Annotated in this window: 16 protein-coding genes and 2 tRNA genes; 11 read left to right on the top strand and 7 right to left on the bottom strand. The window is 58.1% G+C overall.

Translation table 11 applies throughout. The features are described from left to right. Nucleotides 1-33: 33 nt before the first annotated feature. Together HMPREF2822_RS11180 and HMPREF2822_RS11175 are read right to left on the bottom strand one after the other, a co-directional pair. A complete protein-coding gene (locus HMPREF2822_RS11180; RefSeq protein ID WP_070447792.1) occupies nt 34-657 on the bottom strand; it encodes an ATP-dependent Clp protease proteolytic subunit in 624 nt (207 codons plus the stop codon). A 21-nt stretch (nt 658-678) separates the two neighbouring features. Next, nucleotides 679-1278, bottom strand: a complete 600-nt coding sequence (locus tag HMPREF2822_RS11175; protein WP_010190917.1) for an ATP-dependent Clp protease proteolytic subunit — start codon at nt 1276-1278, stop codon at nt 679-681. Nucleotides 1279-1416: 138 nt separating this feature from the next. Between HMPREF2822_RS11175 and HMPREF2822_RS11170 the strand changes: the two genes are divergently transcribed. From HMPREF2822_RS11170 to HMPREF2822_RS11150, 6 genes are all read left to right on the top strand, one after another. Continuing rightward, complete coding sequence (locus tag HMPREF2822_RS11170; RefSeq protein ID WP_010190918.1) at nt 1417-2097, top strand: metal-dependent transcriptional regulator; 681 nt, start codon at nt 1417-1419, stop codon at nt 2095-2097. 115 nt (nt 2098-2212) lie between these two features. Further along, nucleotides 2213-2680, top strand: a complete 468-nt coding sequence (gene nrdI / locus HMPREF2822_RS11165; protein ID WP_005324049.1) for a class Ib ribonucleoside-diphosphate reductase assembly flavoprotein NrdI — start codon at nt 2213-2215, stop codon at nt 2678-2680. Between the two features lie 50 nt (nt 2681-2730). Further along, nucleotides 2731-4926, top strand: coding sequence for a class 1b ribonucleoside-diphosphate reductase subunit alpha (gene nrdE, locus HMPREF2822_RS11160; protein ID WP_070524651.1), 2196 nt, complete (start codon nt 2731-2733; stop codon nt 4924-4926). A 51-nt stretch (nt 4927-4977) separates the two neighbouring features. Beyond that, complete coding sequence (gene nrdF / locus HMPREF2822_RS11155; protein WP_012715216.1) at nt 4978-6003, top strand: class 1b ribonucleoside-diphosphate reductase subunit beta; 1026 nt, start codon at nt 4978-4980, stop codon at nt 6001-6003. After that, a complete protein-coding gene (locus tag HMPREF2822_RS13375; protein ID WP_034655492.1) occupies nt 5987-6259 on the top strand; it encodes a hypothetical protein in 273 nt (90 codons plus the stop codon). The genes nrdF and HMPREF2822_RS13375 overlap by 17 nt, the downstream gene beginning before the upstream one ends. A 39-nt stretch (nt 6260-6298) precedes the next feature. Beyond that, nucleotides 6299-6880 (top strand): NADPH-dependent FMN reductase, encoded by a 582-nt coding sequence (locus tag HMPREF2822_RS11150; protein ID WP_070524650.1) that lies wholly within the window; start codon nt 6299-6301, stop codon nt 6878-6880. Between the two features lie 173 nt (nt 6881-7053). Here the strand turns inward: HMPREF2822_RS11150 and tig are convergent, their stop codons facing one another. The 3 genes from tig to HMPREF2822_RS11135 form a co-directional block, all read right to left on the bottom strand. After that, nucleotides 7054-8409, bottom strand: coding sequence for a trigger factor (tig, locus tag HMPREF2822_RS11145; RefSeq protein WP_070524649.1), 1356 nt, complete (start codon nt 8407-8409; stop codon nt 7054-7056). A 73-nt stretch (nt 8410-8482) separates the two neighbouring features. Next, a tRNA-Pro gene (locus tag HMPREF2822_RS11140) sits at nt 8483-8556 on the bottom strand. Between the two features lie 138 nt (nt 8557-8694). Next, the gene (locus HMPREF2822_RS11135) at nt 8695-9513 is read right to left on the bottom strand and encodes a hypothetical protein (protein WP_070524648.1); all 819 of its coding nucleotides are present in this window, start codon (nt 9511-9513) and stop codon (nt 8695-8697) included. Between the two features lie 202 nt (nt 9514-9715). Here HMPREF2822_RS11135 and HMPREF2822_RS11130 point away from each other — a divergent pair. Continuing rightward, nucleotides 9716-9790 (top strand) — tRNA-Gly (locus HMPREF2822_RS11130). Nucleotides 9791-9962: 172 nt separating this feature from the next. Continuing rightward, nucleotides 9963-10793: an aldo/keto reductase gene (locus tag HMPREF2822_RS11125; protein WP_070524646.1), complete on the top strand. Its 831-nt coding sequence runs from the start codon at nt 9963-9965 to the stop codon at nt 10791-10793. Here HMPREF2822_RS11125 and HMPREF2822_RS11120 read toward each other — a convergent pair. Beyond that, on the bottom strand, nt 10790-11263 hold the full coding sequence (locus tag HMPREF2822_RS11120) for a ribose-5-phosphate isomerase (RefSeq protein ID WP_046647313.1): 474 nt from the start codon (nt 11261-11263) through the stop codon (nt 10790-10792). The two genes, HMPREF2822_RS11125 and HMPREF2822_RS11120, sit on opposite strands and share 4 nt — an antisense overlap. A gap of 107 nt (nt 11264-11370) precedes the next feature. On the opposite strand from HMPREF2822_RS11120, the gene HMPREF2822_RS11115 reads away from it, so the two are divergent. After that, entirely contained in the window at nt 11371-11742 is a 372-nt protein-coding gene (locus tag HMPREF2822_RS11115; protein WP_070524643.1) for a hypothetical protein, read from the top strand. Here HMPREF2822_RS11115 and HMPREF2822_RS11110 read toward each other — a convergent pair. Continuing rightward, nucleotides 11739-12353, bottom strand: a complete 615-nt coding sequence (locus tag HMPREF2822_RS11110; protein ID WP_070524640.1) for a mycothiol-dependent nitroreductase Rv2466c family protein — start codon at nt 12351-12353, stop codon at nt 11739-11741. The two genes, HMPREF2822_RS11115 and HMPREF2822_RS11110, sit on opposite strands and share 4 nt — an antisense overlap. Nucleotides 12354-12454: 101 nt before the next feature. Here HMPREF2822_RS11110 and pepN point away from each other — a divergent pair, with 101 nt between their 5' ends. Next, nucleotides 12455-14995, top strand: a complete 2541-nt coding sequence (gene pepN, locus HMPREF2822_RS11105) for an aminopeptidase N (protein WP_070524637.1) — start codon at nt 12455-12457, stop codon at nt 14993-14995. A gap of 181 nt (nt 14996-15176) precedes the next feature. Then, nucleotides 15177-16100: HNH endonuclease signature motif containing protein (locus tag HMPREF2822_RS11100; protein WP_070524635.1), on the top strand; the 924-nt coding region annotated here is incomplete at its 3' end.

Raw genomic sequence — 16100 nt, 5'->3', positions numbered from 1 at the left:
AAAATCAACGCACTCTAAAACCGGAAGGGCCAGTTAAGCGTTGAGCTTGCGGTAATCAAAGACGGTATCGATGAGACCGTATTCGACGGCTTCCTGCGCGGTAAGGATCTTGTCGCGGTCGGTATCGATGCGCACCTGCTCTGCGGTGCGGCCGGTGTGCTCGGCCAAGGTCTCCTCCATGAGGCGGCGCATGCGCTCGATCTCGTTGGCCTCGATCTCAAGGTCAGAGACCTGGCCCTGCGTGCCCTGCGTACGCGGCTGGTGAATCAGCACGCGAGAGTTCGGCAGAGCGGCGCGCTTGCCCGGGGCACCGGCGGCCAGCAGAACAGCCGCAGCGGAAGCAGCCTGGCCCAGGCAGACGGTCTGCACGTCCGGACGCACATAGCGCATGGTGTCGTAGATGGCCATCAGCGCGGTGAAGGAGCCACCCGGGGAGTTGATATACATCGTGATGTCGCGGTCCGGATCCTGGGACTCCAGGACCAGCAGCTGCGCCATGATGTCGTTGGCGGAGGTGTCATCGACCTGGGTGCCCAGGAAGATGATGCGCTCTTCGAAGAGCTTGGAATACGGGTTGGTGGTCTTGGATCCCTGTGCGTTCTGCTCAATGAACTCCGGCAGAACGTAGCGGGAAGAAGGCATCTGAAGATTAGACATGGTGATAAAGCTCCTTGTTCCCTAGTTGGTGATAGGACCGTTAACGGACTCAATGACGTGGTCGACGATGCCGTATTCCTTGGCCTGCTGGGCGGTGAACCAGCGGTCGCGGTCCGAATCCTTGGTGATTTGCTCGAAGGTCTGGCCAGTGTGCTCAGCAATCAGCTCAGCCATCTCACGCTTGGTCTGCGCGAACTGCTCAGCCTGGATGGCGATATCTGCAGCGGTACCACCCACACCAGCGGAAGGCTGGTGCATCATGATGCGGGCGTGCGGCAGCGCGTAGCGCTTGCCCTTGGTGCCACCAGACAGGAGGAACTGGCCCATCGAAGCAGCCAGGCCCATGCCATAGGTAGCCACATCGCACGGCGAGTACTTCATCGTGTCGTAGATTGCCATGCCCGCGGTAACGGAGCCACCCGGCGAGTTGATATAAAGCGAAATATCGCGCGTGGGGTCCTCTGCAGACAGCAGGAGGATCTGGGCGCACAGTTTGTTGGCAATCTCATCATCCACCTGGGTTCCCAGGAAGATAATGCGCTCGCGCAGCAGGCGCTCATACACGCTATCGCTCAGATTCATACCCGTAGACGACGAGTTCATTGAAATCTTCTCAGACATGAATGGTTCTCCTTCAAGTGAAGAATGCTTTAACTGGCCCCACCTTACCGGCATTCCTCTCAAACTTGGCCTCTGTTCGCTATGAGCGTTGGGGCGCAGCACCAAAGGCGCATACGGAAGCTGGGTTAACATTTGCTCATGTCTGTTTCCGAGCTATCCACCAGTACCCAGAACTATTTGAAAGCAATCTGGGGGCTAAAGGAATGGTCGTCCGAGCCCGTTACCGCCACACTTATAGCGAAACAGTTGGGACTCAAGCTCTCCTCGGTTTCCGATGCAGTGCGCAAAATGTCGAAGCAAGGGCTCGTGTCACACACGCCCTATGGCTCTGTGGAGTTAACCGAACTTGGCAGGCAGTACGCATTGGTCATGGTGCGCCGCCACCGATTGCTTGAGTCTTTTTTGGTTCAAGCATTGGACTACACGTGGGACGAAGTCCATAATGAAGCCGAAAATCTCGAACACGCGGTGTCCGACATGCTCATAGAACGTGTAGATAAGTTCCTTAATTACCCCACTAGGGATCCGCACGGCGATCCTATCCCTACGGTTGATGGACAGATCACAATCCCCAGTGCGCACCGTCTCACCGACAGCGGTGCGCAACCGCAAGTGACCGTGGAACGCATTTCTGATTCCGACCCACAACTGCTGAAGTTCCTTGAAGAGCGCGGCATTGTCACAGGGGCTGTTCTTAGCACGCGCGAGGGAGCGCCCTTTTCAGATTCTCTCGAAATACAGGTGGCCGGCAGCACTCAGTGGGTAGTGCTTGGACGCCCAGCTACCGACGCAGTGTTTGTAGCACACCACAGCCGTTAGACCTTCCCCTTTGCATTAATCCTACTCTCACCTGCCCTTTTCAAAACTACGTTGGGCCGTAGTTGCAACTACGCCATTGCGTAGTTAGTCTTTTCGAATATCACCTATCCCACTTATGGCTAAGGCCAGGATGAGCAGGATTGCTATGTCAGACTCACCAGATTTGGTGTATTTTTCTAGCGTTTCAGAAAACACAAAAAGATTCGTCGAACGCTTAGATAGACCCGCGGTGCGCATTCCACTGCGCCCCAAGAAAACCGGGATGATCCAGGTTTCACACCCGTACGTACTCATCGTTCCCACCTACGGCGGAGGCTCGCTCAAACGCGCAGTCCCCAAACAGGTCATCGACTTCCTCAATGACCCAATCAACCGCTCCTTTATCCGGGGCGTTATTACCTCAGGGAATACCAACTTCGGAAGTGCTTACTGCGTCGCCGGACGCATCATTTCCGCCAAGTGCCACGTACCGGAGCTGTATCACTTCGAGCTTCTCGGCACCCAGAAGGACATCGCCGCCGTAAAGCAGGGCCTTCAAAAGTTTTGGGAGCAGCAAAAGCAGCTAACGATGACACCCCATTAATCCCCCACAAGATGAAGAACACATCCGCATCACACAGATTGGACAACACAATGTGGCCTCTTGATGCCACCCCCACACAGACTATTGGCGCTACGCCCCGCACTGCTTCAGCAGACAATGCCGGCGGTGTCGGCAAGCGCAAAAGCTACCACGCACTCAACGCGCAGCTGAACTTGTTCGACGCTTCTGGAAAAATCCAGTTTGACAAGGACATTCAGGCAGCACAAGACTATGTCACGCACCATGTCGCTCCCCGCATGCATCAGTTCGATTCCACCAAGCAACGCTTGGAATGGTTGGTTGATAACGAGTACTACGAGCGGGATTTCCTTGAGCTTTATGATGACGCCTTTCTGTGCGCCATGTACGACAGAGCACATCAAGCTAAGCACCAGTTCCGCACCTTCCTCGGCGCATTTAAGTTCTTTACTTCATATGCACTGAAAACCTTTGATGGCTCCCGATTCCTAGAAGGCTACGAAGAACGTGTCGCCACCACAGCTTTATACCTTGCACAGGGCGACGAAGAGCTCGCAGAAAAGCTGGTGGATGACATCATGACCGGACGCTTCCAGCCCGCCACCCCTACTTTTCTCAACGCAGGCAAAGCCCAGCGCGGCGAAATGGTCTCCTGCTTCCTCCTGCGAATCGAAGACAATCTGGAGAGCATTGGCCGCAGCGTGAACTCTGCACTGCAACTATCAAAGCGCGGTGGTGGAGTGGCCTTGTTGCTGAGCAATCTGCGCGAATCCGGAGCCCCGATCAAAAAGATTGAGAACCAGGCTTCCGGAGTAGTCCCAGTCATGAAAATTCTCGAAGATAGCTTCAGCTATGCCAACCAATTGGGCGCCCGGCAGGGCGCTGGAGCCGTCTACCTGCATGCGCACCATCCAGATATTCTTCGCTTCCTGGATACCAAGCGGGAAAATGCCGATGAGAAAGTCCGCATCAAGACTCTTTCGCTGGGGGTTGTTATTCCAGATATAACCTTCCGGCTGGCCAAAGAGAACAAGGATATGCATCTTTTTAGCCCGTATGACATCGCTCGCGAGTACGGCGTAGCCATGTCTGACATGTCCATCACCGAGTACTACGACGAGTTGGTTGCCAATCCGCGAATTTCTCACACGACCATTAAAGCCCGCGAGTTTTTCACCACGCTGGCTGAGCTTCAGTTTGAATCTGGATACCCCTACATACTCTTTGAGGATACGGTCAACCGCGCTAATCCCCTCAAAGGACATATCAATATGTCCAATCTGTGTAGTGAGATCCTCCAGGTCAATACGCCATCCACCTACGGCGCCTCAGGTAACTACACCACCGTTGGCCAGGACATTTCCTGCAATCTAGGGTCGCTCAACATCGCTAAAGCTTTTGAATCACCGGACTTTGGGGAAACTGTTGAAACCGCGGTGCGCGCTCTCACGAAGGTCTCAGACCTAACAAATATCGAAGCTGTTCCTTCCATCGCTCACGGTAATGCATCCATGCATGCCATCGGGTTGGGTCAAATGAATCTCCACGGTTTCCTGGCTTCCAAGCGTATTCCTTATGGCTGCGCCGAAGCACTGGACTTTACAAATATCTATTTCCTGACCGTGACCTATCATGCGCTCCGTGCATCCCATGCACTCGCGGTTGAGAAAGGTCAACGATTCACTGGCTTTGAAGAATCCACCTATGCCACTGGCGCCTACTTCGACAAGTACATCGACCAAGACTGGGTGCCGGCCACTGACCACGTAAAACAGCTATTCCATGAGGCTGGCGTGCAGATTCCTCAACGCGAGGATTGGCTACGCCTCAAGAACCAAGTGATGCAAGACGGCATCTACAACGCCTACTTGCAGGCAGTTCCACCCACTGGATCAATTTCCTACATCAATGACTCCACCGCGTCCATACACCCGATTGCCTCCAAGATTGAAATACGCAAGGAAGGCCGCTTGGGGCGCGTGTACTACCCCGCACCGGAAATGACCAACGACAACTTGGAGTATTTCGATGACTCCTACGCCGTGGGATACGAAAAAATCATCGACACCTACGCCATGGCCACCCAACACGTGGACCAAGGGCTTTCCCTGACCTTGTTCTTCACCGCTGATACCACCACGCGGGACATCAACAAGGCACAGATCTATGCCTGGAAAGCCGGAATCAAGACCCTCTACTACATCCGTTTACGCCAATCCGCGCTCCAAGGAACCGAGGTCGAAGGCTGCGTCTCCTGTGCTTTGTAGAAGCACGGTCCTCCCCTTGTCCACAACCATCCACTCAGAAAGAAAGAAGCTATGTCTTCAACATCGAACAGTGCTGAACTAACCAGCATTTCAGTTACACCGCCGAGCTACCGGCATGATCCTTCAGCCCGCATCCGCGCCATCAATTGGAACCGGGTGAGCGATGACAAGGATCTTGAAGTGTGGAACCGTCTCACCGCTAACTTTTGGTTGCCAGAGAAGGTCCCGCTTTCTAATGATCTCCCGGCATGGCAGAGGATGACACCCGAGGAACGCAACCTCACCATGCGGGTGTTCACGGGACTCACCACCCTGGATACTGTCCAGGCCACCGTGGGTGAAATCTGTCAGATTCAAGATGCCCGCACCGAACACGAGGAGGCCGTGTATACCAACATCGCCTTCATGCAGTCAGTCCATGCCCGTTCTTACTCTTCAGTGTTTTCTACCCTGAGCAGTACAAAGGAAATTGATGAAGCATACCGCTGGGCGGTGAATAATGACCTTCTCCAGGCACGCGCCAAGAAAGTGCTCGCGCACTATTTTGGGCCGGATCCACTCAAACGCAAGGTGTCATCGACGCTGCTTTCCTCGCTGCTTCTCTACGCGGGTTTCTATCTTCCCTTGCACTTTTCTGTCCACGCCACCCTGACAAATACGGCAGACATGATTCGCCTCATTCTGCGTGATAAGGCAGTGCACGGCTACTACTCGGGTTACAAGTATCAGCGCGGTCTGGAATCCACGACCCCGCTACGGCAGAAGGAAATGCATGATTTCACCATTTCTTTGCTCGAAGAGCTTTATGCACTAGAGCTGGACTATTCCGGCGAGCTATATGAGCCTTTGGGACTCATGGATGACGTAGCCGTGTTCGTTCGCTATAACGCCAACAAGGCACTCATGAATTTGGGCTACCCGGATTATTTCCCGCCCGAAGAAACGGAAGTGAACCCAGAAATCCTCGCCGCCCTAGCCCCCGGAGCAGATGAGAACCATGACTTCTTCTCTGGATCTGGTTCCTCCTATGTCATTGGTACTGCTGAAGAAACGAGTGATGATGACTGGGATTTCTAAACCTTTTCCGCGACCGGACCAAGGAAGCTGGCTTGAGACCATCGCGCTGTTTGAAGCCATCCGCGAAGGAAACCAACCCGCAGCCATGCGGCTTTTGAATACATCCGCCGCACGAGAGGCCGTCCTCGGGGGGCTTCTAGGGCTCATCGAGCTGTACTTCCGCCATGAAGAAGGAGACAAAGTAGATGGCTTCCTCACTGCCGCCCACGCTGCCGGCCCACCACCGGCCTTTGGCTGCAAGCCCTTTCTCCCCTGACCACGTCTCCCTACACCCAACTAAGAAAGAAGGTTTACCATGACCACCCCACGTATCAGCGTTATCGTCGGCAGCCTGCGGCGAGGGTCATTTACACGCAAGATTGCACACGAGGTGCTCACGATGATCCCTGAAGACTACGAGGCAAACATCGTGGAAATCCGTGACTTGCCGCTCTATGACTTCGACTACGATGACCCCGCCGTCACGGACAAGCCCACTCCGGCTGAGTACACCACTTTTCGCGAGTCCATCAAGAACTCGAGCGGGATCCTCTTCATTACGCCAGAGAACAACCGCACTATCCCCGCCTGCCTCAAAAACGCAGTGGACATCGGCTCTAAACCCAACTCAGATGTGGCGTGGAAGAACCTTCCCGCAGGTATCATTAGCCACTCTGTAGGCCGTATGGGCGGCTACAGTTCACAGAAGAACCTTCGCCTCGCCCTGTCCTACTTCGATATGCCGCTTCCGGGTCAGCCCGAAGTATTTCTGGGTCAATCCCCCACCCTTTTCGAAGAGTCCGGACATCTCAATGAACGCACCGCAGACTTTGTCAAGGATTACGTTATGCGCTTCCTGCAGCTAACCGACAAGGCCTTTAGAGCCACGAACGGCTAGCGGTATCCCCAGCCAACACCCATCACGCCCTCTACGAAGTACTCAAAGACTCCTAGAGGGCGTTCACAATGACACAAACCCCGGATTCAGGCTCATCCTTGAGTTACCTGAATCCGGGGTTTCACGCGCGCTCGCCACCACACATGTGGCAGCGGCGTTTTACAAGCGGGAGATTACTTCTCCTCGGAAGCCTCAGCCTCGTCCTCATCGATCTCACCGAAGTACTGGTCAACATCAACCTTGTTGCCAGCCTCGTCGGTGACCTCGGCGCGGCAGATAGCCATAGCCAGGGCCTTGCCGCGGCGCACGTCAGAGAACAGGTTGCCCAGCTGGTTGCTGGACTGCAGCTGCTGGATGAACTGGTTCGGGTCCATGCCGTAGGACTGGGCGGTGAACAGGATGTGGTCGGTCAGCTCCTGCTGGGACACCTCCGGCTCCTCAACCTCAGCGAGTGCGTCCAAGAAGAGCTGGGTGCGCACGGATTCCTCAGCGGACTTGCGAGCGTCAGCGTCGAACTCCTCGCGGGTGGTGCCCTGCGCCTCAAGCAGCTGTGCCAGTGCCTTCTCGTCGTGAGCCAGCTGACCCATGACCTGGTGCAGCTGAGCGTGGACCTGCTCGTCCACCACGGAGGCGGGGAGCTCAAAGTCAACGTCGGCAAGCGCGGCCTTGAGGACCTCATCGCGGATGGCGGCAGCCTGCTCGGACTTCTTGGACTCCTCGACGCGGGTCTTGGTGTCCTCGCGCAGCTCGTCAATGGTGTCGAACTCGGAGGCCATCTGTGCGAACTCGTCGTCGAGATCCGGCAGCTTGCGCTCCTTGGTCTGCTGGACGTGGACCTTCACGGTGGCCTCGTCGCCCTCGTGCTCACCGGACTGGATGGTGGTGGTGAACTCGTTGTCCTCGTCGGTCTTCATGCCGCGCAGAGCGGTGTCGAGCCCCTTGATCAGGTTGTCGTCGCCGATGCGGTAGGTCATACCCTCGTGGGAAGCCTCATCCAGCTTGGTGCCGTCAACCTCGGTGGTGATGTCGATAATGGCGTAGTCACCAGTCTTCATCTTGCGCTTGGTGTCCTTGAGCTCACCGAAGCGGGAAGCCAGGTCTTCGAGCGCCTTGTCGACGTCCTCTTCGGAGGTCTCCAGCGCCGGCACCTTAACGGAAATCTTGGAGAAGTCCGGCACCTCGAACTCGGGGCGGATATCTACCTCAGCGGTGAACTCGACGAAGTCGTTGTCCTCCAGCTTGGCAATGTCGATCTCCGGCTGACCAATAACCTTGAGATCGTTTTCGGTAACGGCCTGCTCGTAGCGGGACGGCAGCATGTCGTTGACTACCTGCTCGAGGATGGGGCCACGACCAAAGCGGGCGTCGATAAGCTGGCGCGGAGCCTTGCCCTTACGGAAGCCCGGGATGGAAACCTGCTGCGCGATCGCCGCGTAGGCCTGAGCGATTTCCTTGTCCAGCTCAGCGAACGGAACGTTGACGGTGAGCTTGACGCGGGTATCGCTCAGCTTGTCTACGGTGGTCTTCACGAGAAACTCTCCTGATTGTGATCGTCTAAAAATGTAATGAAGGGGCCTGGATGCGTGTCCAGGCCCCCATACGTCGGGGCGACAGGATTTGAACCTGCGACCCCCTGCTCCCAAAGCAGGTGCGCTACCAAGCTGCGCCACGCCCCGTATGGAAAGCCTCTGCGCCCGGAAGCTCCGAACGCAGCTGCGCTTCATACTGGGGCTAGTGTACCGATAGCCGCTTGACTATCCCAACACCGGCCCCATTTTATGTTCATTTATGCATGTCAAAGGATGTTTCACCGCTTAGAAGTCGAAGTCGAAATCAAACATTCCGCCATCGCCTCCGTCGCCACCAAAGAGGCCATCGAAGAAGCCACCATCGTCGCCTCCCCCGGCATCGCCAGAGCCCATATCACCGGCTCCGTCCAGGGCACCGCCGTCCATGCCTTCAGCGCCGCCGAGGTCTCCACCCCAGTCGCCGCTTTCAGCCGCCGCGGCGGAGTAGCCGACGCCGGACATGCCCGCGAACATGGCGTTGAACATCATGGAGTAACCCACCATCCACACGCCGGTGGTCAACGCATCAGCCCACCACGGGCGCGAGTACCAACCGGCCGGGACCGGGCGCCCAGCCACGACACCGCCCGGGTAGTAGTTCGGGGTTTGTGCAGATGCGCTTGGCGACGCCGTCAGCGTCTCCCCGTTTGCTTCCACCGTGCGGGTTTCCGTGACCTTGCCGGCCTGGCGCTGGCCCTCCAGCGGCGGGAGTTCGGGGCCTGGGTCCATGCCCATAATCTCGCGGGCGGCTGCAACATAGTAAAGACCCTCCAGCGCGGACTCACGCGCCAGCTGCGCCTGCTTTGCAGTAGTAGCCTGGGAAATCGCAGAGTTTGCGGCGGTGAACCGCTCGGATGCATCCGCCATGGCCTGCTGGGAAGCAGTATCCGTGCCGCTCAAGTTCATCACCTGACCGCCAAGACGCTCGGTCCAACGGCGCGCATCTGCCAGTGCATCTTCGAAACGCTGGGATTCTCGCAGTTCTTTCTGCTTCTTCCCGTTGCGCGAAGAAAGGAACCAAGCGCCGCCGCCGACGACGAGGATAAGGAGCAATAACGGGCTCACGAAAGCACCACTTTCACTAAAGAGTCGAATTGTGTGTTGTTGGGATTATGTACCTATCCAAAATAACGTCCTTTACCCCTTTCTAGTTCCCATTTTCCTTTCAGCGCCCGCGTGCGCTAAAGTAGTCCGCACGCCGATTCATTGGCTTTCAAGCGCAGTGTTTTCACAGTCGGAGCTTTGAAAGTTGGAGATCGTCGGTTGTGGGAATGTCGTATAGTGGCTAATACCTCAGCCTTCCAAGCTGAAGACGCGGGTTCGATTCCCGTCATTCCCTCCAAGAAAACAGCCCTACTACCTGCACAAACAGGGAGTGGGGCCGACTTTGTACTGGCCTGTACTGGCAGTCATGGTAGCTGAAATTGTAGCTGGGCTTAAGGGTCATTTTGTTGTGCGGCTTCCCCTTGCATCTTTTCTGCAAGGATGGCCGCACTCTGCGTAGAGTGGGCCGCATGACTGTACCCAATATCGAACTCCACGATGGCAACACTATCCCCCAGCTCGGCTTCGGTGTCTTCAAGGTTGACCCCGACAAGACCGAAGAGCTGGTCCTCGAAGCCCTCAAGGTGGGTTATCGCCACATCGACACCGCCGCCATCTATGGCAACGAGGAAGGCGTGGGCCGCGCAATCGCCAAGTCCGGCATTCCGCGCGAAGAACTATTTATCACCACGAAGCTGTGGAATGACCGCCAGACTGACGCGGCCGCTGCTCTCGACGAGTCCTTGGAAAAGCTGGGCCTCGATTACGTGGACCTCTACCTCATCCACTGGCCCTGCCCGGATAATGGCACTTATGTCGAAGCCTGGAGGCAGCTCATCGAGCTGAAAAAGGCCGGCAAGGCCAAGTCCATTGGTGTTTCTAACTTCGAACTGGAGCACCTGGACCAGCTGGAAACCCAGACTGATGAAACCCCCGTGGTCAACCAAGTGGAGCTGCACCCCTACCTGCAGCGCTGGCGCGAGCTCGACGCCTTCCGCGCCCACAAGGTACAGATTGAGGCTTGGGGTCCACTAGGCCAGGGTAAGACGGACCTCTTCGAACTGCCGGAAATCACCGAGCCTGCCGAAAAATACGGCGTTTCCCCCGCCCAGGTGATTATTCGCTGGCATCTACAAAACGGCGTCATCGTGTTCCCGAAGTCCGAAAACCCGGAGCGCATCGCGCAGAACTTCGATGTTTTCGGCTTCGAGCTAGATGAATCCGAGATGGCTGCAATCACCGATCTCGATCTCGGGGAAGAGGGCCGCGGCGGCACTCACCCCGCAGAGATGAACTACTAAGCCTCCGGAAGCTCCGGCGGAATGTTGGTGCGCTCGTACTCGGCAAGAATGTCGATGCGGCGCTGGTGGCGCTCAGCACGGGACCACTCCTGATCCAGGAAGGCATCCACGATAGCCAGCGCCTCCTCCTCAGAGTGCATGCGGCCGCCGATGCCGATGAGCTGAGCATTATTGTGCTCGCGGGCGAGGCGTGCGGTCTCAGGGGACCAGGCCAGCGCGCAACGTGCACCCTTGACCTTGTTAGCAGCGATCTGCTCGCCGTTTCCGGAGCCGCCGAGCACGATGCCCAACGAGCCCGGATCATTAACGGTCCGCAACGCGGCTTCAATGCAAAATGCCGGGTAGTCATCCTCGGCGTCATACTCGTGGGCACCACAGTCAATAACGTCGTGGCCCTGCTTCTTCAGGTGTTCGGCGATGATGTTCTTCATCTCGAAACCTGCGTGGTCTGCTCCTAAATAAACGCGCATGCCCCACATCTTAGCGGGCAGGACGACTGTCCGCTGAGCTCTGCCATTAATAGCGTGCGCTTGCTAAGCTCGGTGCCGCCCGCTCAAAAGAGGAGATTTTCATTCCCATGACACGACGCGTGGCCGCCCTATACCTCATAGCTTTTCTCATCGGCGCCGGTTTGTTCGCCGCAGGTTTCTTCACGGAACGCAGCTTCCTCCGGCCCCTGGTCATGGCGATCGTGATGACCGCGGCTCACCTCGGGGTGGGCGCGTGGTGGATAGCCCAGAAGCCACACCGTGCGGCTGGGATCACCGCCGGTGTGCTTGCTCTCCTCGCAGGCGCTTCATGGGCCACGTGGGTAGCCCCCGCGTGGGAGGAGTACCAAGCGCAGAGCTATCTGCCCATTATCAACATTGCTGGACTGCCGGCTTTCGTACTCACCCCTATCGTCCTAGTCTGCGTCGCCGTAGCGGCGATGCAGAATCGAGCTCGCTAGACCTGCGGGGCTTCCGTGCGGGAGCGCTTGAGCTCGAAGAAGTACGGGAACCGGGCGAGGCGCACGGAGGCGTCGAAAAGCTCGCCGGCTTCCTCGCCGGTGGGAACGCGCGTAATGACCGGGCCGAAGAAGGCGGTATCGCCGAACTTCACCACCGGGGTACCGACCTCATCGCCGACCTCGGAGATGCCGCGGTTGTGGAACTCGGTGAGCTTGTCATCCATCTCTTCGGTGTTGGCCACGGAGGCGAAGGTGGAGGGGAGGGAGGCGTCGTCAAGCGCCTGCTTGATGATGTCATCGTAGGCGCCGTACCCCTTCTTGCCGCCCTGGCCCTCCGTGTGGATGCGGGTGCCCATCGCGGTGTAGAAGGCATCGACCTTGTCCGGGGCCTCCACGGCAATCTTGGCCGCCACGCGGGCAGGACCCCAGTTGGCTTCCATCATCTTCATGTATTCCGGATCCAGGTCGCGGCCCTTGTTGAGCACGGACAGGGACATCGGCTCAAAAGTCACCTCGATATCGCGGACCTTCTCCACCTCCTTAATCCAGCGCGAGGTCAGCCACGCGAAGGGGCATGAGCAGTCGAACCAGAACGTCACTTGTTGAGCCACGGTAAATCTCCTTTGTTTCTGTCGTCTTTGGCACCCCACCCTAGGCGTGTGACTACGCTGGTGCAGAGACTTTAGCTACAGAGAAAGAGGAGATGCACCTTATGACCTCGATTAACCTCACCCGCGAGGAAGCCCAGCAGCGCTCCGACATGGTGGAGGTAAGCCACTACGACGTCGCCCTCGACCTCACCGGGGAGGAGTTTTTCACCTCCACCACGGTGGTGAAGTTCCGAGTTAAGAAGGCCGGTTCGACGTTCATTGACCTGCGCGGTGACGAGCTTGTCGAGGTCCGCCTCAATGGCGCTCCTCTCCCCACCAGTGCTTATGACCCGACGTACGGGATCCCGCTATCGGGTTTGCAGGTGGCGGAGTATGAGCTGAAGGTCGTGGCGAAGATTCGCTATTCACGCACGGGCGAGGGCCTGCACCGCTTCGTCGACCCAGTCGACGGCGAGGCTTACCTCTACACCCAGTTCGAGACTGCCGACGCCAAGCGCGTCTTCGCCTGCTTTGACCAGCCGGATTTGAAGGCGACGTACTCGCTGGCTTTTGAGGTTCCGGAGCACTGGACGGTGATTACGAACTCCCCTATCACGCGTTCGGGCAATACCGTGCGCGCGGCGGTGGATTACCCGCTGTCGACCTACCTGGTTGCCTTGTGCGCGGGCCCGTATGTGGGCGTGAAGGATACGTGGACAGGCATGCTGGCGGAGCACTCGGAGGGCTCACCTGCTAAGTCCGTTGAGGTGCCGCTGGGGATTTACTGCCGCCCCTCCCTGCTGGAATCGCTCGACGCCGAGCGCCTGTTCACGGAGACCAAGCAGGGCTTCGATTTCTACCACCGCAACTTCGGCTTCGCCTACCCCTTTGGCAAGTACGACCAGATTTTCGTGCCGGAGTTCAACGCCGGCGCGATGGAGAACGCGGGCTGCGTGACCATTCGCGATGAGTACGTCTTTACGTCGCAAGCCTCGCACTACAAGTATGAGCGCCGAGCGGACACCGTCCTGCACGAGCTGGCACACATGTGGTTCGGTGACTTGGTGACCATGCAGTGGTGGGATGACCTGTGGCTCAACGAGTCTTTTGCTACCTGGTCAGCGGCGATTTCTCAGGCGGAGGAGACCCAGTACGACACCGCGTGGGTGACCTTTGCCAACGTGGAGAAGGCCTGGGCCTACCAGCAGGATCAGCTGCCCACGACGCACCCGATTTCCACGGATGCCTCCGACATTGAGACCGTGGAGCAGAACTTCGACGGCATCACCTACGCCAAGGGGGCGTCGGTGCTGAAGCAGCTGCAGGCCTACGTGGGCCGCGAGAACTTCTTCGCCGGGGTACGCCGCCACTTCCAGGAGCACCAGTGGTCGAACGCCACCTTCGGGGATCTGCTGCGCCACTTGGAGGAGGCCTCAGGGCGCGACCTATCCTTCTGGGCGCAGCAGTGGTTGAAGACTTCAGGAGTCAACACGCTGGGTGTGGCGCTGGAGACGGACGAGTCCGGCACCATCACCCAGGCCTTCCTCACCCAGCGCGGCGATACTTTGCGTACGCACCGCGTCGCCGTCGGCGTCTACGCCCTGCAAGGTGAGAAGGTAGTGCGCACCGAGCGCATCGAGATGGATATCGATGGCGCCTCCACCGAAATTCCGGAACTCATCGGCCTCAAGCAGGCGGACATCGACTTCGTGCTGCCTAACGACGATGACCTGACTTACTGCCTCATCGAGCTGGATGCGGGTTCCCTTGAGTTCCTGTTGGAGAATGTCGACAAGTTCGAAGATCCCATGGCCCGCACTCTGTGCTGGTCCACCGCGTGGGAAATGACCCGTGCGGGCTCGATGCGCGCCCGCGATTTCGTGGCGCTCGTGGCCCGCGGTGCGGCGGCGGAGACCGAGCTCGCCGTGCTGGAGCGCATCCTCTCCCAGGCCGCCATGGCCCAGTCCACCTACGCCGACCCGGAGTGGGCAAAGGAGGATACGCAGCTTGCCGACGCCCTCCTTGAAGGCGCCCGCTCCGACAACACTGAGCGCTCCATCGTCTTCACCCAGGCGCTGGCCGGCATCAAGCTTCACGACGCCTCCCGCGCCTTCTTCCAGGAGCTCCTTAAGACCTCCTCGGATGCGGGCCTGCGCTGGAAGGCGCTCACCGCGCTCATCGCCGATGGCTCGCTTGCCGACGTCACCGGCCCCGAGGCCGCCGGCGCCGCCATGACGGCGGTGGCTGAGGAACTCAAGCGCGATAACACCGCGACAGGCTACCAGGCCTCGCTTAAAGCGTTGGCCGCGGTTAATACCGAGGACAACAAGCGCGCGGTGTGGGACGAGATTGTCGCCGGTGAACTGGGCAACCGCGACTTGGAGTCGAAGCTCGCGGGCCTGACCTTTGTTGGCGCCGATGAGCTCCTGCCGAGTGCTGAGTTCTTCGACGTGGCGGAAAAGATCTGGTCCGCGCAGTCCAACGAGATTGCTCTGACCACGGTGACCGGGTTGTTCCCGCGCTGGGATGTCAGCCAGGAGACCCTCGACCGCGCCGATGAATTCCTCTCTCGCGACCTGGCCGGTGGCCTGCGCCGCACGGTGACCGAGCAGCGTGACCGCCTCGCCCGCGCCCTGCGCAACCGCGCCGTCGACCGCGGTTAGCACACGCGTCTAGCCCCTCCCCTGAGGGGCTTTTCTCATGCCAACTCCACGCCCACAGCCACCTTCCCCACCCATGGTGCTCATTCCTCCATTTTCGGGTTGGCCTTTCCCACACCACCTGAGCTGGGTGTTTCTTCGCTCCGGTTGCGGGGCCCACGGTGCTGTTTTAGTCTCTGTGCTCATGGGGGATATCGAAACCTACATCCGCCTCCGCAATTCGGGGATTGCGCTGGTGGAACACATACCCAGCTCACCCGACGAGCTCCGCGCGCTCGGCGCGGATGCCTCCGATGCTGCCGAACTAGCACGCCTTAACCAGGTGTATTTCGGGCCCACTCGCTTTAGCGGTAAACAACGCAAAGCCCGGACCGCAGCCCTTCAACAACGCCACAGCCTAGGCACCCTCACACTCATCGAGTCCTACACCGCAAAAGTCAAGAAAACCCTCGACGCCTGGAACCTGCGAATCAAACTCGCAGGAACACCCGCACACCGCATCCCCACCGTCGCTACCACACGACTGAAAGAACTCCGCTCCAAGCGCATAGCCAAACCTGGTGTGCGCATCACCTACCGGGAACAAGGCCCCAACACACTCTCCATAACCGACGATGCCACCACGATTGCCAACATGCGCGGCGTACTCGAATCCACCAACACCACCGACCTGCTTCAAGCCGCCAACGACATCTTCTTCAAAGAGGGCACCGGTTCCAAACCCGCGGTGCGCACCCAAGTCATCGTCACGTTGAACGAGCTCGACCAGATCATCAACGGTGATGGGGACGAGATCGAGCTCAACCTGACTAACGGCGGGCGGATGACCGGGGCAGAGTTTTTGACCCACAAGTTTGCCGAGATTGGCTATGCCACCATCGTGCACCCTCTTGAAGGACCCATCGACACCTGGCGGCTAGAGCGTGGAGCAAACTTCAAACAACGCCTTACCCTGCATGCTGAATTCCACACCTGTTCAAGACCAGGCTGTAACAAGCCCGCTGATTACTGCCAGGTGCATCATTTGGTGCCCTGGCAGGCAGGCGGCTACACCAACATTAAAAACCTGACGTTTTTGTGCGCCTACCACAACGGGATCAATGATGAT

Source organism: Corynebacterium sp. HMSC062E11 (assembly GCF_001811845.1).
GTDB lineage: Bacteria > Actinomycetota > Actinomycetes > Mycobacteriales > Mycobacteriaceae > Corynebacterium > Corynebacterium hesseae.
This window is presented reverse-complemented; position numbering and strand designations above follow the sequence as displayed.

Coding starts and splice junctions, on each gene's coding strand:
- nrdF (WP_012715216.1), top strand. CDS start 4,978: ATGTCTTCAACATCGAACAGTGCTGAACTAACCAGCATTTCAGTTACA.
- HMPREF2822_RS11125 (WP_070524646.1), top strand. CDS start 9,963: ATGACTGTACCCAATATCGAACTCCACGATGGCAACACTATCCCCCAG.
- nrdI (WP_005324049.1), top strand. CDS start 2,213: ATGGCTAAGGCCAGGATGAGCAGGATTGCTATGTCAGACTCACCAGAT.
- HMPREF2822_RS11175 (WP_010190917.1), bottom strand. CDS start 1,278: ATGTCTGAGAAGATTTCAATGAACTCGTCGTCTACGGGTATGAATCTG.
- HMPREF2822_RS11120 (WP_046647313.1), bottom strand. CDS start 11,263: ATGCGCGTTTATTTAGGAGCAGACCACGCAGGTTTCGAGATGAAGAAC.
- HMPREF2822_RS13375 (WP_034655492.1), top strand. CDS start 5,987: ATGACTGGGATTTCTAAACCTTTTCCGCGACCGGACCAAGGAAGCTGG.
- nrdE (WP_070524651.1), top strand. CDS start 2,731: ATGTGGCCTCTTGATGCCACCCCCACACAGACTATTGGCGCTACGCCC.
- HMPREF2822_RS11150 (WP_070524650.1), top strand. CDS start 6,299: ATGACCACCCCACGTATCAGCGTTATCGTCGGCAGCCTGCGGCGAGGG.
- pepN (WP_070524637.1), top strand. CDS start 12,455: ATGACCTCGATTAACCTCACCCGCGAGGAAGCCCAGCAGCGCTCCGAC.
- HMPREF2822_RS11170 (WP_010190918.1), top strand. CDS start 1,417: ATGTCTGTTTCCGAGCTATCCACCAGTACCCAGAACTATTTGAAAGCA.
- HMPREF2822_RS11180 (WP_070447792.1), bottom strand. CDS start 657: ATGTCTAATCTTCAGATGCCTTCTTCCCGCTACGTTCTGCCGGAGTTC.
- HMPREF2822_RS11115 (WP_070524643.1), top strand. CDS start 11,371: ATGACACGACGCGTGGCCGCCCTATACCTCATAGCTTTTCTCATCGGC.